The sequence below is a fragment of the Enterococcus sp. AZ015 genome (genome assembly GCF_050499225.1).
In the GTDB taxonomy this organism is placed as follows: domain Bacteria; phylum Bacillota; class Bacilli; order Lactobacillales; family Enterococcaceae; genus Enterococcus_D; species Enterococcus_D entomosocium.
In genome coordinates this window covers 280484-306793 of sequence record NZ_JBMHEX010000001.1, presented here as the reverse complement: position 1 = coordinate 306793, position 26310 = coordinate 280484, and the positions used below count along the sequence as shown (strand labels likewise).

21 protein-coding genes are annotated in these 26310 nt (G+C 44.0%); 3 read left to right on the top strand and 18 right to left on the bottom strand.

The annotated features are described in order from the left end of the window. Positions 1-5: 5 nt before the first annotated feature. The 12 genes from smc to IGK85_RS01420 form a co-directional block, all read right to left on the bottom strand. The gene (gene smc, locus IGK85_RS01475; RefSeq protein WP_008376343.1) at positions 6-3584 is read right to left on the bottom strand and encodes a chromosome segregation protein SMC; all 3579 of its coding nucleotides are present in this window, start codon (positions 3582-3584) and stop codon (positions 6-8) included. A gap of 15 nt (positions 3585-3599) precedes the next feature. After that, on the bottom strand, positions 3600-4292 hold the full coding sequence (gene rnc / locus IGK85_RS01470) for a ribonuclease III (protein WP_005227136.1): 693 nt from the start codon (positions 4290-4292) through the stop codon (positions 3600-3602). A gap of 213 nt (positions 4293-4505) precedes the next feature. Beyond that, positions 4506-6290, bottom strand: coding sequence for an oligopeptide ABC transporter substrate-binding protein (locus tag IGK85_RS01465; RefSeq protein ID WP_008376345.1), 1785 nt, complete (start codon positions 6288-6290; stop codon positions 4506-4508). 16 nt (positions 6291-6306) lie between these two features. Then, complete coding sequence (locus IGK85_RS01460; protein ID WP_153883525.1) at positions 6307-7176, bottom strand: ABC transporter permease; 870 nt, start codon at positions 7174-7176, stop codon at positions 6307-6309. A gap of 63 nt (positions 7177-7239) precedes the next feature. Next, complete coding sequence (gene opp4B, locus IGK85_RS01455; RefSeq protein WP_005227132.1) at positions 7240-8196, bottom strand: oligopeptide ABC transporter permease; 957 nt, start codon at positions 8194-8196, stop codon at positions 7240-7242. Beyond that, on the bottom strand, positions 8196-9140 hold the full coding sequence (locus IGK85_RS01450) for an ABC transporter ATP-binding protein (protein WP_005232492.1): 945 nt from the start codon (positions 9138-9140) through the stop codon (positions 8196-8198). The genes opp4B and IGK85_RS01450 overlap by 1 nt, the downstream gene beginning before the upstream one ends. After that, positions 9141-10148, bottom strand: coding sequence for an ABC transporter ATP-binding protein (locus IGK85_RS01445; protein WP_005232494.1), 1008 nt, complete (start codon positions 10146-10148; stop codon positions 9141-9143). It lies immediately after the preceding gene. Between the two features lie 322 nt (positions 10149-10470). Beyond that, complete coding sequence (gene acpP / locus IGK85_RS01440) at positions 10471-10713, bottom strand: acyl carrier protein (RefSeq protein WP_005227129.1); 243 nt, start codon at positions 10711-10713, stop codon at positions 10471-10473. Positions 10714-10823: 110 nt separating this feature from the next. Beyond that, on the bottom strand, positions 10824-11843 hold the full coding sequence (plsX, locus tag IGK85_RS01435; RefSeq protein ID WP_005232496.1) for a phosphate acyltransferase PlsX: 1020 nt from the start codon (positions 11841-11843) through the stop codon (positions 10824-10826). 45 nt (positions 11844-11888) lie between these two features. Then, positions 11889-13919, bottom strand: a complete 2031-nt coding sequence (gene recG / locus IGK85_RS01430; protein ID WP_008376351.1) for an ATP-dependent DNA helicase RecG — start codon at positions 13917-13919, stop codon at positions 11889-11891. Positions 13920-14030: 111 nt separating this feature from the next. Further along, on the bottom strand, positions 14031-15713 hold the full coding sequence (locus IGK85_RS01425) for a DAK2 domain-containing protein (protein WP_005232500.1): 1683 nt from the start codon (positions 15711-15713) through the stop codon (positions 14031-14033). Positions 15714-15759: 46 nt separating this feature from the next. Then, the gene (locus IGK85_RS01420) at positions 15760-16122 is read right to left on the bottom strand and encodes an Asp23/Gls24 family envelope stress response protein (RefSeq protein WP_005227125.1); all 363 of its coding nucleotides are present in this window, start codon (positions 16120-16122) and stop codon (positions 15760-15762) included. 266 nt (positions 16123-16388) lie between these two features. Here IGK85_RS01420 and rpmB point away from each other — a divergent pair, with 266 nt between their 5' ends. Next, the gene (gene rpmB, locus IGK85_RS01415) at positions 16389-16577 is read left to right on the top strand and encodes a 50S ribosomal protein L28 (RefSeq protein WP_005232504.1); all 189 of its coding nucleotides are present in this window, start codon (positions 16389-16391) and stop codon (positions 16575-16577) included. 162 nt (positions 16578-16739) lie between these two features. Continuing rightward, on the top strand, positions 16740-19388 hold the full coding sequence (locus IGK85_RS01410; protein WP_008376355.1) for a YfhO family protein: 2649 nt from the start codon (positions 16740-16742) through the stop codon (positions 19386-19388). Between the two features lie 208 nt (positions 19389-19596). On the opposite strand, the gene IGK85_RS01405 is transcribed toward IGK85_RS01410, so the two are convergent. After that, positions 19597-20583: an Rgg/GadR/MutR family transcriptional regulator gene (locus tag IGK85_RS01405; protein ID WP_008376357.1), complete on the bottom strand. Its 987-nt coding sequence runs from the start codon at positions 20581-20583 to the stop codon at positions 19597-19599. 302 nt (positions 20584-20885) lie between these two features. Between IGK85_RS01405 and IGK85_RS01400 the strand changes: the two genes are divergently transcribed. Further along, positions 20886-22199 (top strand): MFS transporter, encoded by a 1314-nt coding sequence (locus IGK85_RS01400; protein WP_008376359.1) that lies wholly within the window; start codon positions 20886-20888, stop codon positions 22197-22199. A 57-nt stretch (positions 22200-22256) separates the two neighbouring features. On the opposite strand, the gene truA is transcribed toward IGK85_RS01400, so the two are convergent. From truA to rplQ, 5 genes are all read right to left on the bottom strand, one after another. Further along, positions 22257-23003 (bottom strand): tRNA pseudouridine(38-40) synthase TruA, encoded by a 747-nt coding sequence (truA, locus tag IGK85_RS01395; protein ID WP_008376361.1) that lies wholly within the window; start codon positions 23001-23003, stop codon positions 22257-22259. Between the two features lie 155 nt (positions 23004-23158). Further along, entirely contained in the window at positions 23159-23956 is a 798-nt protein-coding gene (locus tag IGK85_RS01390; protein ID WP_005227113.1) for an energy-coupling factor transporter transmembrane component T family protein, read from the bottom strand. Next, complete coding sequence (locus IGK85_RS01385) at positions 23946-24812, bottom strand: energy-coupling factor ABC transporter ATP-binding protein (RefSeq protein WP_008376364.1); 867 nt, start codon at positions 24810-24812, stop codon at positions 23946-23948. Before IGK85_RS01385 ends, IGK85_RS01390 begins: the two co-directional genes overlap by 11 nt. Further along, a complete protein-coding gene (locus IGK85_RS01380) occupies positions 24788-25624 on the bottom strand; it encodes an energy-coupling factor ABC transporter ATP-binding protein (protein WP_005227109.1) in 837 nt (278 codons plus the stop codon). Before IGK85_RS01380 ends, IGK85_RS01385 begins: the two co-directional genes overlap by 25 nt. Before the next feature lie 271 nt (positions 25625-25895). After that, the gene (gene rplQ / locus IGK85_RS01375; RefSeq protein WP_003128038.1) at positions 25896-26276 is read right to left on the bottom strand and encodes a 50S ribosomal protein L17; all 381 of its coding nucleotides are present in this window, start codon (positions 26274-26276) and stop codon (positions 25896-25898) included. Between the last annotated feature and the right edge of the window lie 34 nt (positions 26277-26310).

Sequence of the window (26310 nt, the reverse complement as noted above, 5' to 3'; positions counted from 1 at the left end):
CTCCTCTATGCTTGATCTGCTGCAAAACTACCGCCTTCACGCACTTCTTCTAAGCGCACGGACACGGTCTTCGACACTCCAGATTCTTGCATGGTTACACCATACAACACATCTGCTGCCTCCATCGTTCCTTTGCGGTGAGTTACGACGATAAACTGTGTATCATTTTGGAAAGCACTCAAGTAATGACCGAAACGAGAGACATTGGCTTCATCCAATGCTGCTTCCACTTCGTCAAGCACACAAAACGGTACTGGACGAACTTGAATAATGGAAAACAATAACGCAATCGCAGTCAGTGCCCGTTCGCCCCCTGATAGCAAGCTGAGGTTTTGCAATTTCTTGCCCGGTGGTTGGGCTTCGATCTCGATCCCAGTGTTTAATAAATCTTTCGGATCTGTTAAGACTAATTCCGCATGACCGCCGCCAAACATATTAGGAAATACTTGTTTGAATTGCAGACGGATCGCATCGAAGACTTCGCCGAAACGGGTTTTGACTTCTTCATCCATTTCAGACATCGTATCAAACAGCTGTGCTTTAGCCGACAGCAGATCGTCTCGCTGACTCGTCAAGAACAAATGCCGTTGATTGACTTGCTCATATTGTTCGATCGCATTTAAATTGACTGGACCAATTTGTTCGATCGCTTGTTTTAGTTCCTGAATGTCGACTTTGGCTTGATCTGCATCCTCGATTTCAGAAAAATCTTGCGCTGCCTTTTCAAAGGTAAGATTGTATTCTTCTTGTAAATACAACAAGCGATTGTCCATCACCAATTCTGCGCGATTTTTTTCGATCTCAACTTCAGTTTTTTCTGACAGCTTTTCTTTTTGCGTTAAGTTTTCAGCACTCAGGGCTTCGTCTAATGCGCCGATTTCTTGTTGAACCACTTGCCGTTGTTCACGAATCACCGTCAATTCCGCTGTTACCTGCTGCTTGGTTTTTGTGAATGCTTCAATTCGCTGAAGAATGTTTTCTTCTGAGAACTCATGATCGCTGACGTTACTTGTCAAGGCAGCTAACTGCCGTTCTAAGGAGTGCTGACGCGCTTCGTTTTCTTCCAATGCTTGATTCGTAGCGGCAATTTTTTGCTGCAAATGCGCCACTTGTTCTTTTTGAACGGCGAAAGCTGCCTGCAAGCGCGCACTTTCTTGTGCTAAGGTTTGGCGTTTTTCCTCGATCAAGTCTTCTTCGGCATTCATTTGATGAATATCTTGATCGATTTTCGCCAATTGCGCCGCAATATTCTTTTGCTGTTCTTCCAAACTCGTCTTCTTCTCATCATATTCTTCAAAGAAGGCTTGCACTTCGCGATGTTCAAAATCAAACACTTGCTGCTCTTGCTTCAAGCGGCTCAGGTCATTCTCAAGATTTTGTAAGCGGCTTTGCAGCTCATGCTCCGTCATGCGAGCCTGTTCCCCTTGCGTCCGCAATTCTTCTAGTGCTGCTTGTGCTTCTTTGGTCGCTGCTTCAAAATGCTGGACTTGCTTTTCCGTTTTTAAAAGCCGCTCATCCAGTTGCGCCGCTTGTGCCGTCAATTGTTGCAGCTCATTGCTTTGGCTAAACAAACTACCGGCATTTTTCTTCGTTGCGCCACCCGTCATGGAACCGCCAGCATTCATGACATCCCCTTCTAAGGAAACGACCCGATAGCTATAGTTCAATGCCCGTGCTAACGCATTGGCACTTTGCAAGTCTTCGGCAATCAAGATACTACCTAACAAGTTATCCGTAATGGTTTGAACGTGTTCAGACGACTGTACCAATTCGCTGGCAACACCGATAAAGCCAGACACTTGCTTGGCTTGATTGCGGGCATAATCTGGCAAATGACGGGCTTTGATGGTCGTCAACGGTAAGAAAGTGGCACGACCGCCGCGATTTTCTTTCAAATACGTGATGGCTGCCCGTGCATCTCGTTCATTTTCAACGACGACATGCTGTGCAGCGGCGCCTAGTGCGGTCTCGATCGCCACGGTATAGTCTTGTGGCACATCGATCAACTCCGCTACTGCGCCAACGATGCCGCTGATTTGCTGTTTGTTTTTCAAAATCAAGCGAACGCCTTGATAGAAGCCGCTATAATTTTCTTGAATGTCTTGCAGACTGCGCTGTTTCGCTCGTACCTGCTGCACTTGACTCATTAACTGATACATTTTCTTTTGTTCTTCATCAAAGCGTTTTTTGTTGGTCTGAGCTTTTTCTTGAAGATGGATGTATTGCTTGCGTTGTTCTTCTAAAATCACCTTAGCCTGCGTTAGCTGCTCTTCCACGATTTGCGCTTCCGTCGTCTTTTCTTTCAACGACGTATTCATTTGCGTCTGCTTGCTTAACGCCGTTTGATTTTTCGCGGCTTCTTGCTGGTATTGACGCTCCAAGTATTTCAATTCGTTTCCGATCGTTGCCTGCTCTTGCATGGCTTCGACATATTGGCTACGCAATTCTTCAATGATTTCTTTTGCTGAACGTTGGTACTTTTCCTGCTCTTGCTGACACGCCAGCATCGCTGCTTCAACTTCCTGCACACTACGATTCTTTTGTGAAAGCAAGCCAATCAGTTCTGCTTTTTCTTCATTTAAAAGTGTGACCCGTTCCGTGACTTCCTCTAAGGTTTCTTGGTATTCCGCGGAGCTTTTTTGCGTATGTTTTGATCGTTCATCCAAGACTTCTTTTTGTCCTTCAGCTTGCTTCAGTCCTTCGGTAACCTCTAAAAGCTGCTGATTCAAACGCTCCAACGTTTCATCAAAGGCGGTACGTTGTTGTCGCAAAGAATGTAGCGACAGTTCCCCTTGATTGATCTTTTCGGAAATCTGCGCCAGTTCTTGGTTAAAGGTACTCAGTTGAGCTTTGGCTGTCTCCCACGCTTCTTTTGCTTTCGTGATCTCTAAGACCGCATAGGCCACATCAACCGTCGTCAATTTTTCTTTTAACGCTAAAAAGCGATTGGCTGCGTCACTTTGGGCTGCCAAAGGCACCAACTGATCTTCTAGTTCATAAATGATATCTTGTAGACGGCTTAAATTGTCTTCCGTTTCAAACAACTTTTGCTCGGCTTTCTTTTTCCGCTGTTTGTACTTCAATACCCCCGCCGCTTCTTCAAAAATCCCACGACGGTCTTCTGGTTTGCTGCTGAAAATTGCTTCTACCTTGCCTTGGGAAATGATCGAAAATGATTCTTTCCCCAACCCAGAATCCATGAATAACTCTTGGATGTCCTTTAAGCGGCAAGCTTGTTTATTTAAGAAAAAGTCGCTTTCGCCGGTTCTTCTCAAGCGGCGAGTCACGCTGATCTCACTGTAATCCATCGGTAAGTAATGATCGCTATTGTCTAAAACGATCGTCACTTCCGCTATATTTAGCGCTCTGCGGGTGTCAGAACCTGCAAAAATAACATCAGGCATTTTGCCACCACGTAGATTTTTGGCAGATTGTTCTCCTAAAACCCAACGAATCGCTTCGGTAATATTGCTCTTGCCGCTGCCATTTGGTCCGACGACTGCAGTCACACGATGTTCGAAATCAATGACTGTGCGGTCGGCAAAGGATTTAAAGCCGGCAATCTCTATTCGTTTTAAATACACTCCGCCAGTCCTCTCTTACTGTTCAAGATCTGCCAAGGCATTCGCCGCGGCGTCCTGTTCTGATAATTTCTTCGATTTTCCTTGTCCTTTTCCGATCAAGGTATCATCGCAATAGACTTCCGTCCAAAAAATCCGTTCATGGGCGGGGCCTGCTTCTTTGATCAAACGATAGTTGATGGAAACATCGCCGCCACGCTGCAAGACTTCTTGCAAGCGGGTCTTGTGATCCATCTCATGGGAAAAAGCACCTGCTTTTACTTTTGGAAAAACAACTTTCGTTAAAAAGCCGCTGACACTTTCCAGTCCTTGGTCCAAGTATAACGCACCTAAAAAGGCTTCAAATAGATCACAAAGCAAAGAAGGTCGTTTACGACCGCCAGAGTTTTCTTCCCCTTTGCCTAGACGAATGTATTCATCGAATCGGCAATCTTTGGCAAACATGGATAAACTGTCTTCGCGAACGATTGCCGCCCGTAGCTTCGTCAGCTTACCTTCGGGCAGATCTGGCAATTCACGATACAAATACCGTGAAACGATCAACTCTAAGACAGCATCGCCCAAAAACTCTAAACGTTCGTTATCTGACAAGTGCAAGTTGCGGTGCTCATTCACATAAGATGAATGCGTAAACGCTTGTTCAAGCAGATCTACATCATGGAACACAATATCAAACTTTTCTTTTAGTTCTTTCGTTAATTGTGTATTCATTTGTCACATTCCTTCATTAGTTTATCGACACTTCCCTATTATACTGGTTTTTGCCGAATTATGAAATGTTTCCTCCAAATTCTTGGAAAGACCGTAATAAAATTTTATCTACTTATTCTTCTCCTGTATAAAAAAAGCCTGTTTTCCTCAGATACCTGCAAAAAAACAAGAAAAAAGACGTCCCAGAAAGGACGTCTTTTCATCGATCATTGATTAACGAGATTCAGCTGTAACTGAAATTGTTGCCCAAGGATTGTAATTCACATCATAGGCCCATGTGAAGTCTTTGACACGATTTGATACAGGTAACACCGCACTACGGTAAAGTGTTGGGATAACAAATGCTTCATCAGCAGCATATTCTTGCCATGCATCAAACGCTTCTTTACGTTTTGCTTCGTCAAACGAATCTTTTGAATCGATTGCTTCTAGCAATTTCGTATTTTCTTCTGATTCAAAACGAGTGTAGTTGAACGCAGAGTTAGGTCCATACAAGCCCATTGGTGATGGGTCATAGCCAGTATTCCATGCACCTTGGTAAACATCAATCTCAGGATCATCATTTTCCAATTTGTCATAGAATGCTTGGAAGTCGATCAAGCGACCTGTTGTGTATTGTACATCAAGTCCGATTTCATTCCATTGTTGGATGTAGTAATCTGCTAACGGTTGTGCTGTTTCGCCACCGGACATTGAAGCAAAGTTGATGGTCAATTTCTCACCATTTTTGTCTTCACGCATACCGTCGCCATCGACATCTTTGTAGCCAGCATCATCAAGTAATTGATTTGCTTTGTCGATGTTTAAAGTATAACCTTCAACATCTGTATTGTGTAATGAGCCAAATACTGGTGGGATCAATGTCGTTGCATTTGTACGCAAGCCATTGTAGAAACGGCTTCCGACAGCATCATTATCTAATGCATACCCCATTGCTTGACGCAATGATTTGTCAGCCATTTTTGAATCAGGATTATATTCTACTTTTCCTTCATCAGCATTCCATTTACCTAATTTGAAACCTAAATAGGTGTAAGCAGTATCTGTTCGGCCTAAGATTTGATAACCATCAGTATCTTTATAAGTAGGATACGTATCTGTCGGCATTGATAAAGCCATATCATATTGTTTTGCGTTCATCGCTTCAACAATAGATGAAGTTGGAACTGCTTTAAATGATAATTTATCTAGTTTTGGCTTATCTCCATAATAGTATTCGTTTGGAACGTACTCTACGGATTCACCAGCTACGATATTTGACATTACATATGGTCCGAAGACGATTGGATTTTTACGAACTTGATCGCTTGATTCCATATCTTTGACTTCGATTCCTTCAAAAGCGTGTTTTGGTAATGCAGAAGCCCAAATACCACCACCTGCTTGCATCATACCAGGGTGAACTTCTTTGTATTCGATTTTAACGACTTTGTCACTTTCTTTGGTGATACCAGAAATAGTATCAGCTTTGCCATCATGGTAATCTTCCATACCAACAATGTTAGTAAAGTTACTATCATAACGAATACCAGTATAATCTTTGTTACCAATTACTTCGTATGTGAAGATGATATCATCTGCCGTAACATCTTCGCCATCAGACCATTTCAGATTGTCGCGTAAAGTAATTGTTGCTGTGTTGTTGTCTTCATCTAGCTCAAGATTTGCAGCCCCGCCGTCAACAATTTTGAAATCAGCGTCATTGACGAATAAACTTTCATTACTTGGCAACATAAATTGTGCATCATAGTTATCTTGATAAAATTCTGTTTGGAACAACCCTTGGAATTGCGTATCCATCACTACTGCAACATCCAAAGTACCACCTTCGATTGCCTCTGCATCATTGCTAACTTCGATTGGGAAGTTGCTTACATCTTCCGTATCGTTTGCTGCATTGCCGCCACCAGAAGAATCGGTTCCGCCGCCGTTGCTGCCACAAGCTGCCAATGCTAACACTGACAAAAGAGTGACCATACCAAAAATATTTTTCTTCATCCTGTATCCTCCTTGTTTATCCTAGTCGTTGACGCGCATCCGCTGAACGCTTAAATGCTTGACCAACGTAATTGATACTCAACATCAAGACTAAAATTAGAATTGATGCGGGTAACCAGATCCACTGTCTGTTGACCAGCACATCACCGCTGCTGGCATATCCGATCAGTGTTCCCAAACTTGGAACATTGGTCGGCAGACCAAAACCTAAGAATGTTAGTGTCGTTTCAATACCGATATTCGCTGCAAAGTTCATTGTTAAGTTGGTGATGATCAATGAGCTAAGGTTCGGCATGATTTCGCGGAACATGATGACAAAGTCATTGGTTCCGAGGGTTTTCGATGCACTAACATAGTCGCGACGGCCTTCTGAAAGGGTCTTACTTCGGAAGAGCCTTGCTTTTCCGACCCAGTAAAAGGCACTCATGACCCATATAAAGGTCCAAACGTTATAACGAGGTACGATCGATACGATAACGATAATGATCAACATGATCGGCAAAATCATAACGAAGTCAACGATACGCATCAAAATGTTATCAATGATGCCGCCGTAGTAACCTGAGATGATCCCTAATCCGACCCCAACGATCGACGTAATGATCGTGATTGAAAAACCAATCAAGATTGAGTTACGCGCACCGATGATCAATTGTCCCCAAACATCACGGCCACCTTCATCCGCCCCTAAAAGGTAGGTGCCGCCGTTTGGCGAAATCGCGCCAGGTACAGCGTATTTATCAAGGATGCTGACACGCATCACTTGTGATTGATCGATAACTGCCGAGCCGATAAACACGAATAATAAAACTGCGACTAACAAAACTAATGAAAAAATCGCCATTTTATCTTTTAAGAATTCGCGAAAAATCATTTTCAATCCCATAGGCGGGATGCTCTCTTGTTTTAGTACTTTTTCTTTCTTTTCAGACACATTTATCCCCTCCTATTACTGGATTCTGATTCTTGGATCGACAATACTCATGATGATATCTGACAGCAGCGTACCGATCAAGGTCGCTAGTCCTAAGATCAATGTCAGTGAAGTGATCACGGCATAGTCCCGTTGGACGATACTATCGATAAACAGTTTTCCGACACCTGGGTAGGCGAAGATTTTCTCAATGACCACAGAACCTGCGATCAATGACGTGATCTCGTAGCCCATTTGTGATGCGATCGGCAACGATGCATTCCGGAAAACGTGACGTGAGAAGACTTTGTTCGTTGGTACCCCTTTTGAACGAGCGGTACGAACGAAATCCAATGATTTCGAATCAATGACTTCACTTCGCAAGTATTGGATCGTCACTGCTGTTCCTAATAATGCAGAAGTGATTGCCGGTAATAGTAGGTGATACAAGCGACTCCAAAACTCAGCCATGCCGCTGACCCCCGGTGCAACGGAACCACCCGTTGGGAACCAAGCCAATCGGTAACCGAAGATGAACAATGCGATCAACGCAAAGATAAACAACGGTACGGCGAAACTGAAGAAGTTGTAAACAACGACGACTTTATCAAGCAATGAATTTTGGTAACGTCCTGCCCACATCCCTAAAGGAATGGCAATCACGTAAGTCAAAATGACCGTCAATAAAGATAACCACAATGTATTGCTGATACGTCCTGCTAATAATGTTGAAACAGGCAATTTAAAGATGAAGCTTTGTCCAAAGTCCCCTTTTAAGGCATTTCCGATCCAACGGAAATACTGGGTATACCATGGGTCATTCAAACCAGCGGCTTCACGCATCCGCTCAATAACAGCTGGATCTTGGTTTGGATTGATCAAACCAGTAAATGGATCCCCAGGCATTGCTTGTGCGATCAAGAAAATCAAGATACTCAAAATAATGACTTGTGGGATCATCAACAACAAACGACGTAGAATTGTTTTCCACATTATTCAGCACCCCCGTTTTTCAATGCGACTTGGTGCGACTCGGTGATTTTACGCAAGTCATACACTCTGCCAGATTCGTCGTAGTAATCTTTTTGATGGGTCACATATTCCAACTCGACCTTGCGGCGGTTTTCTTTGTGAGCATCGCGATTTTTTACGTCGATTTGAGGAATCGCTGATAATAAACGTTTTGTATAGATGTGACGCGGGTCTTGGTAGATATCTTCCCGAGTCCCGATCTCAACGAAGCGGCCTTTGTACATGATGGCGATATTGTCGCACATATGTTTTACGACCCCTAAGTCATGAGAGATAAATAAGAAACTTAAGCCGAATTCTTGCTGGATCCGTTTCATAAAGTTCAGTACCTGTGCTTGCACGGATAAGTCAAGAGCTGAAACCGGCTCATCGGCGACGATCAGTTTTGGATTGGAAGCTACCGCACGGGCAACCCCTAACCGTTGACGTTGTCCGCCAGAGAATTCATGAGGATATTTGTATAGGGCATCTTCTGGCATCCCAACGATATCCAACAAACTTTTCACACGTGTTTTCTCTTCTTGATCGCTTAAGCGTTCAAAGTTGCGCAATGGTTCTGCGATAATGTCCACCACACGTTTTTTAGGATTCAAGCTAGACATTGAATCTTGGAAAATCATTTGGACATCTTTGTTGTAGTTCATTTTCTTGCGGACAGAACGTTTAGTCACGTCTTGCCCATCATAAATGATTTCGCCGCTAGTGATTTTTTCTAACCCAACGATAGCTTTCCCAGTTGTGGATTTACCAGAACCAGACTCACCAACCAATCCGTAGGTTTTTCCTTTTTCAATGACGAAGTCCACACCATCAACGGCGTACACGTGATCCGTGACGCGGTTGAAGAATCCGCTGCGAATAGGATAGTGGACTTTCAGATCTTTGATTGTAATTAATTCTGTCATCTACACTTCTCCTTCTTCGTCTCTAAAATGAAAATGCTTGTAGCATGTGCAACGGACCAAATGATCAGGTGCTACTTCATGCAAGACTGGGTTTGCTTCGTGGTCGCTTTCAGGGATCCAAGGAATCCGTGCAGCAAACCGACAACCAGTCCGAGGCATATTTTTCAAGGAAGGAACCACCCCTTCGATCACATGCAGTTCACTGTCTTGAGAATTTTCTTGAGGGATCGAGTTAAGCAATGAGCGGGTGTATGGATGTTTCGGATTGGCAAACAACTCTTCGGCTGATGCGACTTCCACAAACTGTCCCCCATACATTACGGCTACTCGGTCGGCCATCTCTGCTACGACACCTAAATCGTGGGTGATCAAAATGATCCCCGTTTGCGTTTCTTCTTGCAAATCTTTTAGTAGATCAAGGATCTGTGCTTGGATCGTCACGTCCAACGCTGTCGTTGGCTCATCCGCAATGATGATTGGCGGTTTACAAGCAATCGCGATCGCGATGATGACCCGCTGACGCATCCCACCAGACAATTCATGAGGGTATTGACGTCCTACACGTGGCGGATTTGGAATCCCAACTTGTTCTAATAATTCTAATGCTCGTGCTTGGCGCTGTTCGGCATTCATATCTGTATGATAAGACAAACCTTCTTTGATTTGGTCTTCGATCCGCATCAACGGATTCAGTGCAGACAACGGATCTTGGAAAATCATCCCAATATCATTTCCGCGAATTTTGTTGTATAACGTTTCATTTAAGTTTGACAAGTTTAAATCTTTATATAAGATTTCCCCAGTGATTTTCGTGTTGTTTGGGTCATGTAGCCCCATGATCGTTGTAGCCAACGTACTTTTTCCGCAACCAGATTCTCCTACGATTGCTAAGATCTCATTACGATCCAGTGTAAAAGAAATACCATCTACTGCGTCATAGTAATCGTCTTTGATACGAAAACCTGTGTGAAGGTTTTGAACATCTAGTAATTGATTATCTCTGGACAATCGAATACCCCTCTCTACTTTCTAAGATGTCTTGCGTTTTAATGTAAAAAAGAAGGAACATGCATTTCATTTCCAAAAGCTTTCTTAACATTGTATAATATATTCTTAATAATTATATAGAAATGCTAACAATAATGCAAGTCCCAGAAAACTTAATACACTGAATTTTCAGAAAATTTACATTACGCTTCCAACGCCGTCATGTCAGGTTTAACGATCGTTTTTTTGATTTCGATTCTAAAGAAAAGCCGCCCAAATCACAGCGGATCAATTATGAGAAAGAAAGAGCTAAGTCATCTAGGACTTAGCTCTTATGTCTGTCTTAAGCAAGATGGCTTGAAATATAATCAACCGCTCCACCGACTGTTTCGATCTGCTCGGCATCTTCATCAGAAATCTCGGTACCAAATTCATCTTCTAGTTCAAGGACGAATTCCATCACACTGATCGAATCAGCGTTCAAGTCGTCTTTAATGCTCATCGTATCCGTTACGTTCTCTGCGTCAATTTCAAAATGATTGGCGATCACGACCGCAACTTTCTTGAATACTTCATCTCGTGTCAACTGGCTTCACCTCCACGCGTTTGCACAAAACATAGAATGGCTAACAAACATTGTACTGCTTTCTATGCTTTTTGTCTAGATTTTTTTGCAATTTCATTACAATGATTGCATTATGATTGCGTTTCGTCTTTTGCAGCCGGCATTTCTTCAAAGTGGGCGACCAATTGTGCCACGACATCTGTTGCTAGCATCGTATGGATCTGCTTGATGGTGTACGCTACCGCTTCTGGTCCTGTCGCACCATGGGTTTTGATGACTGGTGCTTTCAAACCAAACAATACGGCCCCGCCATGTTTCGCATAATCCATTTCATTTTTCACTTTCCGCAATGCATCTTTCAGTAACAATGCGCCTAATTTTCCTTTGGTACCTGAATCAAGAATCGATTGTTTCAACAACGCCATCAAGTTCAAGGCGGTTCCTTCGATCGATTTCAAAACAGCGTTCCCAGTAAAGCCATCTGTCACGACGACGTCAGCTGCACCATCCAGTAATTCCCGGGCTTCGACATTGCCGATAAAGTGGATCGTAGGATCCGCTGACAGCAGTTCAAAGGCTTTTTTCGTTAATTCACTACCTTTGGTTTCTTCCGTTCCGTTATTTAACAAGCCGACCCGTGGTCGATTGATCCCACGAACTTTTTGGGCGTAAAAGGATCCTAAGACGGCATAGTTTGCCAAATGTTCTGGTTTATTGTCGGCATTGGCACCTAGATCCAGCATATCAAAGCCAGCATCTTTGCCGATCACTGGCATTGTGGACATCAATCCTGGACGATCGATTCCTTTGATCCGACCGACAATAAACAAACCAGCCGCTAACAAGGCACCGGTATTTCCAGCTGAAAAAATTGCATCTGCTTCGCCATTTTTCACTGCTTGTGCCGCTAAGACCATTGAAGCGGTTTTTTTCCGTCTGATTGCTTTGACGGGTTCGTCATCACTATTGATTTTTTCATCTGTGTGGATGATAGTGACATTTTTATCATCCGTCATGTATTTTTTGATTTCATTTTCTTTTCCGTAAAGGAGGAATTCAATCTCTGGAAAGTCTTTTTTCGCCAGCATGACTCCTTCTACGATCGCTTTTGGGGCGTTGTCTCCGCCCATTGCATCAACAGCAATCCGCATCTCGCTGCCACTCCCTTCATTTTCCCAATCAGTATAGCATATTCTTTAATCAAAAAATTGTTTGTCTGCTTTTTTTGCTGCCAAATAGTTCGCCAATGCCGAAAATTCTGGCAACAGCTGCCAGCCGTTTTTTTGCCAAAGCTGGGTAGCTTCGACTTGTGCCACTTCTAGAATATGGGCATCCGCGACCAAATCGGCAGCCGCAAACTCTGGCAAGCCCGATTGTCGATTGCCGAAGACTTCTCCTGGCCCCCGCAACTGCAGGTCTTTTTCGCTGACTACAAAGCCGTTGGTGGTTTCTGTCATGATTTTCATTCGTTCGACCCCCGTCTCATTTTTCGGGTTCGCGATCAAAATACAGTAAGAAGCATCGGCGCCGCGTCCTACCCGTCCACGTAATTGGTGGAGCTGGGCTAATCCGAAACGATCAGCATCGATGATCAGCATCACTGTCGCATTGGGAACATTGACCCCTACTTCGATGACCGTCGTGGAAACCAAGATCTGCAGTTGATTTTCTTTGAATGCTTCCATAATAGTGTCTTTTTCTTGATTCTTCATTTTCCCGTGCAACATCCCTACTTGATAGGTTGGGGAAAAATAACTCTGCAGCTGCTCATAAATCTCCGTGGCGTTCTTGACATCCAGCATTTCGGATTCTTCGATCAAAGGACAGATGACATACATCTGATGCCCCTGTGCCAATTCTTTTTGCGCCCACTCTAAGATCGATTCAAACTGCGGTGGCCGGACCCAGCGAGTCTCTACAGGAATCCGTCCTGCCGGCATTTCATCGATCACCGAAACATCCATTTCGCCATAGGCGGTGATCGCTAGTGTACGTGGGATCGGTGTGGCGGTCATAAAGAGCACATCAGGCAGATAGCCTTTTTCCCTTAATACTTTTCGCTGATTGACCCCAAAACGGTGTTGTTCATCGGTGATGACTAAGCCAAGATGTGCAAAGTCTACCCCTTCTTGAATCAGTGCATGGGTCCCAACGATGATGTCGATCTCCCCGGCTGCTAATTGCTCTAAGATGACCCGCCGTTCTTTTGGTTTGGTCGAGCCTGTCAAAAGAGCGGTGGTCACTTCTAAGGGGTCAAAGAGTTGATTCAAGCTTTCTAGGTGCTGTTGGGCCAAAATTTCAGTCGGCACCATCAGTGCGCCCTGAAAGCCAGCCGTCATCGTAGCATAGAGGGCGATCGCCGCAACGACTGTTTTCCCGCTCCCTACATCTCCTTGTAAGAGCCGCTGCATGTGCTGCGGACTTTTCAGGTCATGGCAGATTTCATTGGTCACGCGCTTTTGCGCATTCGTCAATTCAAAGGGCAGTTTACGAGTAAATTCTTTCAAGCGTTGCACATCATAATCGATCGCCAAGCCGTTTTTCTCGGCTTTTTCGCTTTTCTTCAGTCCTTGGATCTGCATTTGGAACAAAAAGAACTCTTCAAAAATCACCCGACGCTTCGCTTGATGGCTCTCTTGGGGATCTTTGGGAAAATGCATTGCAAACATCGCGGATTTCCGATCCAACAAGCGATATTTTTCGATCAATGACAAAGGCAAGATCTCTGTGATCTGATCACCAAAATCAAGAAATGCCTGTTTGATCAGTTCGATCAACACACTTTGACGCACGGCTTTATTGACATGATAGATCGGTGCAAAGTCTTCGCCACTTTTACTACCAAGAATCTTCATCCCCGTCAGTCCTTTGCGTTTGGCGTCCCATTTGCCATAGACGGCGATCTCTTCTGAGACCTCTACTTTGTCCTTCAAATAAGGCTGATTGAAAAAGGAGACATTAAAGACATCGTGGTCTTGCATCATGCGAAATTGCAACCGACTTTTTTTATAGCCAAAGCGATTGACGACTGGCGGGGAAACGACGATCCCCTTGATCGTTACTTTTTCTTGGTCTTGAATCTCCGCTAATTGCCGTTCTTGAATGTCTTCATAACGAAACGGATAATACTTCAGCAGGTCTTCGATGGTTTCGATCCCTAAACTTGCCAAGTCTTGGGCGCGTTTTTCCCCGACACCCTTTAATACCGTAAGTGGCTGATTTAGCATAGGTACCCTCCTTTTCCAAAGTGATTTTGTTTATTGCAGAGGTTCCTGCATTCATAGAAAAAGACGGAGCCAAAAATCATCTATGATTTTTGCCCCCGCCGCCTAATTTGTTTATTCTGCTGAGAAAAGATATGGATAAACCGGCTGATCTCCTTGATGGATCTCTACTTCGATCTCAGGATGCAGTTCAACGATCGCTTCTTCGATTTTCGCTGCTTCTTTGGCTTTGCCTTCTTCACCGATAATGATGGTGACGATCTCAGTATCTTCTGTGATCATTTTTTCTAAGGTAGTCATAGAAGCAGAGAAACGATCGGGAACAGAAACAACGATTTTGCCGTCCACCATTCCTAAGAAGTCGCCTTCTGTGATTTCGATGCCATCAATTGATGTATTACGGATCGCATGGGTCACTGAGCCACTGACAACACTTGCTAAGACATCAGTCATCGCTTGCTGGTTTTCAGCTAGTGTGGATTGCTCGTGGAAGGCTAGCATCGCCGTCATCCCTTGAGAGATCGTCCGTGTTTCAACAACCGCTACTGGAATCTCGGAAACTTCCGCTGCTTGCTGCGCAGCCATAAAGATATTTTTGTTGTTCGGTAATACGATCACTTGATCAGCATTGACTTCATTGATTGCCACCAAAATGTCTTCTGTACTTGGGTTCATCGTTTGGCCACCACTGATGACATAAGAAGCGCCTAGGCTAGTAAACAATTCTTTCAAGCCTTCGCCAGCCGCGATCGCGATGATCGCAAATGGTGTCCGCGGACGTTTTACTGGTGCAGTTTTTGCTTCTTGCTGATCGTGTTCCAAGATCGTTTCATGCTGAAGACGCATGTTATCGACTTTGATTTTCACCAACGAACCGAATTTTTGACCATAATTCATAACTTCGCCGGGATGTTCCGTATGGACATGGACTTTGATGATCTCATCGTCATTGACCACTAATAAGGAATCCCCTAACTCGTTTAAGTAATTACGGAATGTTTCATAATCAAATTCACTATCTACAGTCGGACCTTCACCGATCTTCACCATGATTTCTGTACAGTAACCAAAGGTGATGTCTTCTGTCGCTAAGTGCCCTTGAACGCTGCGATGATGTTCGGCATTGACCATTTCGTCCATAGCCGCTGGGGAAGGTTCGAAGATTTCATCGGCTGGGTATTCCCCAGTCAATGCATTTAAGAAGCCTTCATAGATAAACAACAATCCTTGACCGCCGCTATCTACCACGCCGACTTCTTTTAAGACGGGCAATAGATCAGGGGTTTTCGCCAATGAACGTTTTGCGCCGTGAACCACGGCTTTCATCACTTCGATACAATCATCGGTAGTTTGTGCTTTTTTCTCGCCATATTCAGCTGAGATGCGTGCCACAGTCAAGATGGTTCCTTCCACAGGTTTCATGACTGCTTTATAGGCGGTTTCTACTCCATGAGTAAAGGCTTGAGCCAATTCTGGTGCAGTGAGTGTTTCTGCGGTCGGGATAGCTTTAGAAAAACCGCGGAATAATTGAGACAAAATGACGCCGGAATTCCCACGTGCGCCCATCAATAGTCCTTTTGAAAGTGTAGCGGCAAGATCGCCGACGTTTTCTGAAGTCGCATCTGCGACAGCTTTTGCTCCACTGGTCATGGATAGATTCATGTTTGTCCCGGTGTCTCCATCTGGAACAGGAAACACATTCAATGAGTTGACAAACTCTGCATTAACTTGTAGACGAGCCGCGCCTGCCTGCACCATTTCTTGAAACTGACTTGCGCTGATATTCGTTACCTTCACTTAGATAGTCCTCCTTAAAATCATCCGCCATGAACGGATCCCTTGCCTAATCTGGCAGTACACGTACGCCTTGAACAAATACATTTACCGAGTTCGCAGATACACCTAGCATCGTTTCTAAGTTGTATTTCACTTTTTCCTGCACATTGCGGGAAACTTCGGAAATTTTTGTTCCATAGCTAACAATCGTGTATACATCCACTGCAATGCCGTTTTCTTCTTGGCGGACAACGACACCGCGAGAATAATTTTCTTTTCGTAAAATTTCATTGATGTTATCTTTGATTTGTTTCTTGCTAGCCATACCAACAATGCCGAACACATCTGTTGCTGCGCCTCCGACCACTGTTGCAATGACTTCATTGCTGATTTCAATAATACCTGATGAGGTTTGAATTTTTACAGCCATTTTATAGCCTCCTTCAATGGGCATGACCCATCTTTCTTCTTACATATTTTATCATAGCTGTACCGCAAATAAAAGGATGAGACATATGAAAAGGGGCTTTCTGACCAAACGTCTTGCATTTCGACCTTGTTTAATTTACAATGTTTACTGGGAAAAGTCAATGTTTCTTGAAAATTACTCTTGCTTTTTTCACCTTTCTGTGATAAATTCAGATGGTATGAGCTGAAATAGCGCTCCAACATCAAGGCAAAGGAGGAAATAACCACATGGCTAAAGTTTGTTACTTTACTGGACGTAAAACTGCAAGTGGAAACAATCGTTCTCACGCAATGAATGCGACAAAACGTACTGTGAAACCTAACTTGCAAAAAGTTCGCGTTATGATTGACGGAAAACCTAAAAAAGTTTGGGTGTCAACTCGTGCTTTGAAATCTGGAAAAGTTGAGCGCGTATAATTAGACCTTTTCGGCCGTTCGTTTTGAACGGCTTTTTTTGTACCCTTTTTTCTTTGGTGCGCTTTCACTTAGGTTTTCATTAAAGAAAATAGGTCTTTGTTTTTTTAATCGATTCACCTGTGGTAAACTAAGAAAAAATTGATAAAGAACAGGTGACTTCTTGTGACGAAAATAAAAACATTTGCCAAACAACATTGGCCTTATATGCTTGCTAGTTTCTTCTTGCCGTTTCTTATCATGGCAGTGATCTATTTGACCATCGGTATCTACCCCGGCAGCAGCCGCAGTGTCTTAGCCAGTGATGCCTTTTCGCAATTCTCAAACTTTCATGCCAGCTTTCGCAATATGCTCTTAGGCAAGCAAAGTATCTTTTATACATGGAACGCCTCTTTAGGCTTAAATTATCTGGCATTGATCTCCTATTATTTAGGGGGAATCTTCACTCCCCTCGTCTTATTTTTCCCAAATCAGCTAATGCCAGATGCCCTGTACTTTTTAACCTTGATCAAAATCGGCAGTGCAGGATTGGCGTTTTGGTTTTATGCCAGCCAAACCTTTAAGATCCAACGTTGGCAGCATGTGACCTTAGCAGTCTGTTATGCCTTGATGTCCTTCATCACCGCCCATTCGGAGCTGATCATGTGGCTTGATGCCATGATCTATCTACCGCTAGTGATTTTAGGTATTGACCGGTTAGTGAAAAAGAAAAAACCAGTCGTGTTATTTATCAGTTATCTGCTGTTATTTTTATCCAGTTTTTACATGGGCTTTATGATCGGTCTCTTTTCCGTGATGTATTTCTTGGTTCAATTGGGTCGCAACTGGAAGCAAGCTCGCGGGGCGATCATTCCTTACGGCATCACCTCTTTGTTAGCTGGCGGCGCCTCAATGGTGATCATCTTACCTGCCTTATTAGATTTGCGGTCGAACGGGGAAGAATTGACGACGATTTCTTCCTTTAAAACCGAAGCCACCGATGTCTTTGATCTCGTGATGAAAAACATGATCGGTGTTTACGATACGACAAAATACGGCTCCATTCCCTTCATCTATATCGGCTTATTGCCGTTGCTGTTGTGTATTTTATATTTTGTTTCGAAGAAAATCCGCTTGAAAGATAAATTCTTATACGCTGGCATGTTTGCTGTTTTGATCGCCAGTTTTTATATCGTGCCGATGAATCTTTTTTGGCATGGGATGCATGCCCCAAATATGTTCCTTTTCCGCTATGCCTATTTGTTCTCCTTCTTAGTGATCATGCTGGCGGGATACGGATGGGAGCAACTGCAGCAAAAAGATCGCGGATTGTTTCTCATTATTGGTCTTTCTACGATCGTGGTATTTGCCCTCTCCTACGCATTGAAAGGAGCCGGAACCTATGAATATGTTTCCGCTACTTCCTTTGCGCTAACGATCGTATTCTTTGTTCTTTACTTGTTATGTATTGGGTTCGGGCAATTAGGTCTTTTAACACAAAAACGAGTGACGATCTTGATGCTGATCTTCGTCTGCGGAGAAATGGCCGTCAATACGAGCGGCATGGTTCGCGGAATTTTGAATGATTGGAACTATGCTTCTCGTAGTTTGTATACAGAACCTTATCCGGACATCAAAAAACTAGTCACTCAAGCCAACGAAGACAATGATACCTTTTTCCGATTAGAAAACCTTGATCCTGTTTCTTCCAACGACAGTATCAATTATGGCTACAGCGGGGTCAGCATGTTTTCTTCAATTCGTAACCGCAATTCCTCAAGCTACCTGGATAATCTGGGCTTTCGGTCTCGCGGCACCAATTTAAATATCCGCTATCCGAATAATACCTTGCTGATGGATGCTTTTACAGGAATCAAATACAATATCTCCAAGCCAAATCTCACCAAATACGGCTTTCAACGAGTCGGAGAATCTGGTGAATACAAGCTCTATGAAAATCAAAATGCGTTACCTCTAGGTTTCTTGGCTGAACCGACCATCGAATCGATTGAACAGCCGCAAAACGACAACTTGACGAGCCAGAAAAATCTTTTCAATGGCTTGGCCGATTTAAATTTAGAGTATTTTGCCTTTCAGCCGATCACGGTGATCCATAGTAAAAATACAGATATCACCAATGACGGCATGTATATGAAATTTACTGAGCAAGAAAGCAATGTCGCAAAAGAAGTGACTTGGCAAGTGGAGGTTCCGGCGAACTCGCAAGCGTACTTGAGTCTCTTCCCTGCCAACTTCGGAGAATTGGAAAGCTCATCTGCCACCGTGACAGTCAACGGTCAGCAGCGAGAAACGCAAATCAGTATCAACGGTCAATACTACGACTTAGGACATTATGAGACCGATACGACGGTTCAATTCACCGTCAGCTTCTACGGAACGCCTGAAATCTCCTTCCAAAACCCGCAAGTTGTGACCTTGGATACCAACGCCTACCAACAAGCAATTGATGCGATCCAAGAACGAGGGGTCGCTATGACTGTCGGCAAACGCAGTGCCAAAGCCGACATCACGACTGAAAAAGAGCAGCAGCTTGTAACAACCATCCCTTATGACAAGGGCTGGACTGCTACGCTTGACGGCAAAGAAGTCCCAATCACGGCCTTTCAAGATGGCTTTATCAGTGTGACGATCCCAAGTGGCACCCATCACTTGGAACTCTCCTTCTTACCGCAAGGCTTTGTTATCGGTGTTTGCTTGTTCTTTGGCTGCATCGCATTGTTTATCTTGTTTGCTTGGTTTTACCAGAAACAAGTAGCCAAAAAGCAAGTCTTGGACAACCAACGCCAACTCATGGATCAACCACCAGAAACCTAATCGAAAAAGAACCAACTCGTCTTTTTGAGGCGATCTCCTTAAGTTAGAGCAAAAGCTGACTTATGGGTGTCGCTCAATGATCGGTGAGTTTGGTTCTTTTTTGTGCTCAGGTTCCGCAGTTGTTCGCTCTAGTGGTCTTAGCATCCATTACCCGCTAGATCCCCTTCGATTCGGGGAGCAATGCCTAGCCCGTTAGCCCTTAGAGCGTTTAGCGAAACATAAGATAACTGTTGGGTTCTTCCGCATTTTTCTTGATGGAGTGCAACGATCGCTCCCATAATTTAACCATTTTGGTTTGTTTTAAGACGCGAAAGATCGAAAGCCCTTGATCGATTTTCAACAGTCCTTTTTCTTGATCGCCATAAATATACCAGTACCATCCTTGATAGCAAAGAAGATGCGTACTGTTTAGCATGTCTCCGCGATCTGCCAATAATTCCTCTGCAATGGTCAACACCTCTTTTGCCCACTCCAGGCGGCGAAAATTGACAAACGTCGTAAAACAACTAAAAATCAAATCCATTTGAATTTCTCGCATCAAGGACAAACCTTGTTCTTTTTTTGTGCGAGAGATAGCGATCTGCAGTAAGTGATAGGAGGTTTCGACAGGAAATAAGAATTGAAAATAACGAAAAAGCAAAATCTCATAAACGCCCCAGTTGTCTACTTTCGTAAGGTAGGAAATGACGGGGCGAGTTTTGGTGCGTAGCTTTTCCATATAGTCACCAGAAGAGTGATTGAGTTTAGGACCTGAGAGATTGATTTCATGTATCTCCTTTGTGATCTCAAGGTACAGAAAAACAAAAGAATGCTGTTTGGAAGCGGCGATCAGTTCGCTACGCATTTCCTCCAGCCCTTCTTTGCTTCTCTGGGCGTGGGCGTTACTCAAATAAGCTTCTTTGTTGATCCCTAAAATTCGATCCAGTAAATCCATAAATTCGCTCGTCATATAGCTGGGAAAGCTCATCAGGTTGTCGTGCCCTTTTACGCCCTTTTGCTGCGCACGCAAATAATAAAACTCCTCCACTGTGACATGAATATTTTCTAATAAGCGTTCCAATCGATGAATACTGATACTTGAAGCACCTTGCTCAAATTTACTGATAAACGAGCGACTGTTTTGTTCATCCGCCACTTGAGCGATCGTATAGCCGCGCTCTTTGCGCAATTGTCGGTACAGTTTTCCTTCTTCCATAACCATCCTCCTCACAACGATCGGTCTACAAACGCCAAACCAATCCCACTTCACGAATGAAGCTCCGCAATTAAATTTTCCTGTTCTAGATTCAAGTTTAGATTCAAACCTATAAAATGTTGAGGAGCAAAATCTGCGGCACCTTATTTACATGCCACTCTTTTAACTGCTAATCACTCGTGACAGTAACCTCTGGTATGCTCCTGGTGCATTTAAATTCCACTATAGTGGATTATTTTCTTCTCTTAGTATAAAGCATCCTATACTGATTTTACAACGTAGAACGTGAAAGGATGATTTCGATGAAAGAATATCAACAAAACAAAGGCTATCGTGCCTTAGTCAACGCCGCCTTACTCAGCGGCATCGGCATGAGTTTATTTAATATCGTCTTTGTAGTTTATGCCAGTACATTACCCTTTAATGCCCTTGCTGTTTCCTTAGCCTCCATGGCACTGTTAGTCCCTGATCTCTTACGGATCCTGACTGGCTATCTAGCCGATCGTACCAAAAACAAAGTGCAATGGATGATCAGCAGTCGACTCTTACAAGGAGTCCTTTTTGTGGCACTCGCTTTTTTGATCCAACTGCCGCCTAGTTTATGGTCTTTCTTCCTTTTGCTAGGCATCAACATTGTATCTGATTGTTTGGGCGCTTATTGTTCTGGGTTGCAGCTGCCCTATGTTCGCCGTCTTGTGCCTGCTGATGCCTTAGACAGTGCCATGGGCTTTCAAATGGCGTGTCAAACCACCGTTCAAATCGTCTTTCAAGGCATCGGTGCTTGGGGGATCATTTTACTGAATAATAACTTTGCGGCTTTTGGTTTGATCAATGCCGTGACGTTTTTCTTAGCCGCGATCGTGATCTTCCTGAACCGCTCGCTCTTCTATGCGGTGCCAGGGAAAATCAATCAAGCAGCAACACCACTCTTTCAGAATTTCTCGGATACTTTTAAATTATTGACTGGTACGGCTTTTCTTAAAAAGATGATCCTCTTTGCCTTACTGATCAATACCTTAGCTGCTAGTACGAGCGGTCTACTAAATCTCCAGCTGTTGGATGACCTTGCGCTTTGGTTTGCCACTTATGGCAACACCGTTGCGATGGCAGGCATCGCTACTTCGATCGGTATGGTCGCTGGCGCCTTGTTTGCTGCCGACTGGTTCAAGAATACCGGTCTGGTTCGCTTGATTGCGTATACCTCTTTCGTTTTATGTCTGTTGACCTTGAATTTTCTCTTCCTGCATAACCGTTGGCTCATGATTGCGCTGCTCTTTGCTGAAGGCTATCTGATTGGAAAAATCAATCCTCGTTTTTCGGCATATCTGATTCGTGAGATTGATGAAGAACATCTCGCCATCAGCAGCGGGATCTTTTCCACCATTGTGATGCTAGGGGGACCTGTCGGACAAATGGTCTTTTTAGGCATCGGCAATCGCTATCACGTTGCTTGGAGCTGGCTGCTTTACTTGCTTTTCGCATTTTTGGTAGCCATCGCCGCCTTAGTCGCTGCCGGTACCTTGGAAAAAACACCCACCATTGCTGCGCCTAAAAACGCGACGGAAAGGACTGAAGATTGGCAAGAAACCACCTCTGTTTTGCCTGAGAAAAAATAAAAACACAAGCTTTCGCTATCTCTTGTTGTGTAAGAGCAGCGAAGCTTGTGTTTTTCCTTATTCATAAGCAACATGAACCAAATACAATCCTTCTGGATGAGCCGTGGGACCTGCCGCATTTCGGTCTTTTTGCGCAATGATTGCAGGAATGCTGTCAGGTGCGATCCGTCCATTGCCGATTTTCAGCAATGTGCCCACCATGATCCGGATCATCTTGTACAAAAATCCATCGCCGCGAAAGGTAAAAATCAACTCATCTCCAGCGTCATTGACCGCCATGGACGCCTCATGGATCGTCCGCGTCTTGTCATCGACTGAACTGCCCGTCGCACAAAAACTGGTAAAGTCATGGGTGCCTAAAAAATCTGGCAACGCTCGTTGGATTTTTTCCAAATCTAGCGGATACGGATAATAGCTGGCATAATGGCGGCGGAAAGGACTGCGGGGTTTCCCAATGTCTACCCGAAACTGGTAGGTTTTTTCAATGACTAAGTAGCGGGCATGGAAGGTATCGTCAACGATCTCCACCGATTTTACCGCAACATCTTCTGGCGTTTGGGTATCTAATCCAAAGCGCATTTTTTCCAGTGGACGCTTTTGAGGGAAATCGAAGTGGATCACTTGCCCTTGCGCATGGACCCCCGCATCGGTGCGGCCAGAGCCATGAATCTGGATCGGTTGCCCATTGTTCATCTTCGTTAATGTCTTTTCAATCTCTTCTTGAACCGTTCGTCCATTGGGTTGACGCTGAAATCCTTGAAAATTCGTACCATCATAAGCGATCGTCGCTTTATAGCGGACCATTGAATCACCTGTTTCTTTCTATTTTTTCAAAAAAAGGCCTATGAGAAAAGTCTGATCGATCGACAGGCCTTTTCGAACCAGCCGCTGGGATTGCCAGCAGTCTCGTTGCTTCGTTAAGAACCTTTCGTGGGTTGACTTCAATCATAGGTCTTCGTTTATCCTCTTAAGAACACTAATGCTACTGTAAAGAGCGCAAAAACGATGACAACCAATGTGTCCCGTTGATGCCAGTGCAAAATACGATACTTGGTACGCCCTTCGCCGCCTTGATAGCCTCTGGCTTCCATAGCGGTAGCTAGATCTTCCGCACGGTTAAAGCTGCTGACAAATAAAGGAATCAATAAAGGAACGATCGCCTTCATCTTCTGCAACAGTCCCCCTTCGCCGAAATCGACCCCGCGGGCACGCTGAGCATTCATAATTTTTTCTGTTTCATCCATCAAGGTTGGTACAAAGCGCAACGCAATCGACAGCATCAGTGAGATTTCATGGACAGGGAAACGGATCGCTTTTAAAGGACGCAAAATGTATTCGATCGCATCTGAAAGCTCTAATGGGGGCGTCGTTAACGTCAACAGAGTCGACATGAAAATGATCAAAACAAAACGACAAAAAATAAAGATCCCATTTTGGACACCAAATTCTGTGATGTTAAAGATCCACCAAGACCAATAGACGTCACCGCCGGTAGTAAATAAAATCTGTAACGCCACGGTAAACAAAATCAGCCAAATCAAAGGACGTACGCCGCGAATAAAGAAGCCAAAATCAATTTTTGAAAAAGAGATACAAAAAAGCGTAAAAGCCCCCGCTAATAAATAGCTTTGCCAATTATTCGCCAAAAAGATAATCGCGATAAAATAAAAACTAGCAATCAATTTGACCCGTGGATCTAAACGGTGGATCAAGGAGTCCCCGGGAATAAAACGACCGAAAATCAGTTTATTCATCATGGGCAGTCGCCCCCTTTGCTACTAAAACATCTGCCAGTTCATCAGCCGTTAGCGGCAACTGCTCAAATGCCAATCCTCTGGCTTGTAGTTGCTCCGCAAATGCGGTTGCTGTCGGTACCCCCAACTGCTTTTCTTGCAGCCAAGCAGTGTCTTGAAACACAACGGACGGCGTGCCGGCTTTGACGAGACGTCCCTTTTCTAACACATAGACATAATCAGCATAGTTCGCCACATCATCCATCAAGTGGGTCACTAAAATGATCGTCATGTTCTTTTCCCGATGCAGGCGATCAAACATTTCCATCATCTCTTTGCGTCCTTGTGGATCTAAGCCAGCTGTCGGCTCATCTAAGACCAAAACTTCTGGTTCCATAGCTAAGACTCCAGCAATCGCTACACGGCGCATTTGGCCCCCTGAAAGGTCAAATGGTGAACGTTCCAGAAAACTTTCATCTAAACCTACCAATTGAATGTATTCTTGGGCTAAACCTTTGGCTTCTTCTTCGGAGATGCCAAAGTTTTTCGGTCCAAAAGCGATATCTCTCGCAACGGTTTCTTCAAATAATTGGGATTCAGGAAATTGAAAAACGATCCCGACTTTTTTACGTAACGGTTTTAGATTTTTGTTGTCTGACTCGGGTTTGATGACTCGCTCACCGATCGTGACCGTTCCAGTCGTTGGTTTTAATAATGCATTCAAGTGCTGCAGCAACGTAGATTTTCCGCTACCCGTATGACCGACTAAGGCGGTATAAGAGCCTTCTTTGATCTCTAAATCGATATCGAACAAAACCCGTTGTTCAAACGGAGAATGCGGTTGGTAGGTGAATCCTACTTGTTCAAAACGGATGTCCATAGCCAATCCACCATCCCTTCTTCAGTTAAGTACGCTTGTGGTACCGTGACGCCCCGCTGTTTTAGTGCCGCCTTTAATTTTTCAGGAAACGGCAGATCTAAGCCTAGCTCAATCAGTTCCGGACCTGCAGAAAAAATCTCTGCTGGTGTCCCTTCGCGGACGAGCTCTCCTTGACGCATCACCAGCACCCGATTGGCGTTAGCTGCTTCATCAATATCATGGGTGATCGATAGCACGGTCAAATTGTTTTTCTCTTTGATTTTTTTGATCGTTGCGATCACTTCTTCACGGCCTTCTGGATCTAGCATACTAGTGGCTTCATCAAGAATGATGATATCCGGGCGCAGTGCAACGACACCGGCAATGGCTACCCGTTGTTTTTGACCACCAGAAAGGCGCGCGGGTTCCCGCGTCGCAAACTCGCTCATCCGTACTTGTTCCAGAGCGTCTTTGACACGAACCAGCATTTCTTCTCGCGGGATTCCTTGATTTTCTAAACCGAAAGCCACATCATCTTCCACCGTCGAACCAACGAATTGATTGTCAGGGTTTTGAAAGACCATACCGACCATTTTTCGAATATTCCAGATATTTTCTTCATTCAAAGGCAATTCGCCGACAGAAACACTGCCTTCTTGCGGCAAGATCAAGCCATTGATGGTTTTTGCTAAAGTTGATTTTCCAGAGCCGTTATGGCCGATCAACGCCACCCATTCCCCTTTGTTGATGGAAAAGGATACGTTATTTAACGCGGCACGCTCTTCTTCGCTATAACGCACAGTAATAGCATTCAATTCAATGATTGGCTTCATGATAGACTCCTTCATTTGCGATTAATTCTTTCTAACACTACCAAAAAAGCGCACGTTTTTCAATGATTCGCGCACGATTTGTCTCCAGATCTTTTTTTCACTTGCCATCACCTGTCTTGACAGGTAATCGAAAGTAAAAAAAAAGCACTTTATGATGAGTGCGTACACCTCGAAATACATCGAGGTGTAGGCGCTGAGCTAGACTCGGAAAGTTTCTTCCAACATCATAACACTCTTAGTAAACATCTATAAAGTGATGATAAGTGTGATTTTAAACAAGTTCTAGGATAACCATTGGTGCAGCATCTCCGCGTCTTGGTTCTGTTTTCAAGATACGAGTATATCCACCTTGGCGATCTGTGTAACGAGGAGCGATATCATTGAATAATTTTTGTAATGCTGATTCAATAACTACTTCTTCGTTTTCTTCACGTACACTTGCAACTTCATTACGAACGAATGCTGCTGCTTGACGACGTGCATGCAAATCACCACGTTTACCTAAAGTGATCATTTTTTCTGCAGTTGAACGAACTTCTTTCGCACGAGCTTCAGTCGTAACGATACGTTCGTTAATGAATAAATCAGTTGTCAAATCACGCAACATCGCTTTACGTTGGCTAGATGTGCGTCCTAGTTTACGATAACTCACGTGGTTTCCCTCCTTCACTTTCGAATGTTGTATC

Coding starts and splice junctions, on each gene's coding strand:
- IGK85_RS01405 (WP_008376357.1), bottom strand. CDS start 20,583: ATGGAAGAAGGAAAACTGTACCGACAATTGCGCAAAGAGCGCGGCTAT.
- IGK85_RS01420 (WP_005227125.1), bottom strand. CDS start 16,122: ATGGCTGTAAAAATTCAAACCTCATCAGGTATTATTGAAATCAGCAAT.
- IGK85_RS01465 (WP_008376345.1), bottom strand. CDS start 6,290: ATGAAGAAAAATATTTTTGGTATGGTCACTCTTTTGTCAGTGTTAGCA.
- rnc (WP_005227136.1), bottom strand. CDS start 4,292: ATGAATACACAATTAACGAAAGAACTAAAAGAAAAGTTTGATATTGTG.
- IGK85_RS01385 (WP_008376364.1), bottom strand. CDS start 24,812: ATGGACATCCGTTTTGAACAAGTAGGATTCACCTACCAACCGCATTCT.
- recG (WP_008376351.1), bottom strand. CDS start 13,919: ATGCTAAATCAGCCACTTACGGTATTAAAGGGTGTCGGGGAAAAACGC.
- opp4B (WP_005227132.1), bottom strand. CDS start 8,196: ATGTGGAAAACAATTCTACGTCGTTTGTTGTTGATGATCCCACAAGTC.
- rpmB (WP_005232504.1), top strand. CDS start 16,389: ATGGCTAAAGTTTGTTACTTTACTGGACGTAAAACTGCAAGTGGAAAC.
- IGK85_RS01380 (WP_005227109.1), bottom strand. CDS start 25,624: ATGAAGCCAATCATTGAATTGAATGCTATTACTGTGCGTTATAGCGAA.
- IGK85_RS01450 (WP_005232492.1), bottom strand. CDS start 9,140: ATGACAGAATTAATTACAATCAAAGATCTGAAAGTCCACTATCCTATT.
- IGK85_RS01400 (WP_008376359.1), top strand. CDS start 20,886: ATGAAAGAATATCAACAAAACAAAGGCTATCGTGCCTTAGTCAACGCC.
- plsX (WP_005232496.1), bottom strand. CDS start 11,843: ATGCGGATTGCTGTTGATGCAATGGGCGGAGACAACGCCCCAAAAGCG.
- IGK85_RS01460 (WP_153883525.1), bottom strand. CDS start 7,176: ATGGGATTGAAAATGATTTTTCGCGAATTCTTAAAAGATAAAATGGCG.
- truA (WP_008376361.1), bottom strand. CDS start 23,003: ATGGTCCGCTATAAAGCGACGATCGCTTATGATGGTACGAATTTTCAA.
- IGK85_RS01390 (WP_005227113.1), bottom strand. CDS start 23,956: ATGATGAATAAACTGATTTTCGGTCGTTTTATTCCCGGGGACTCCTTG.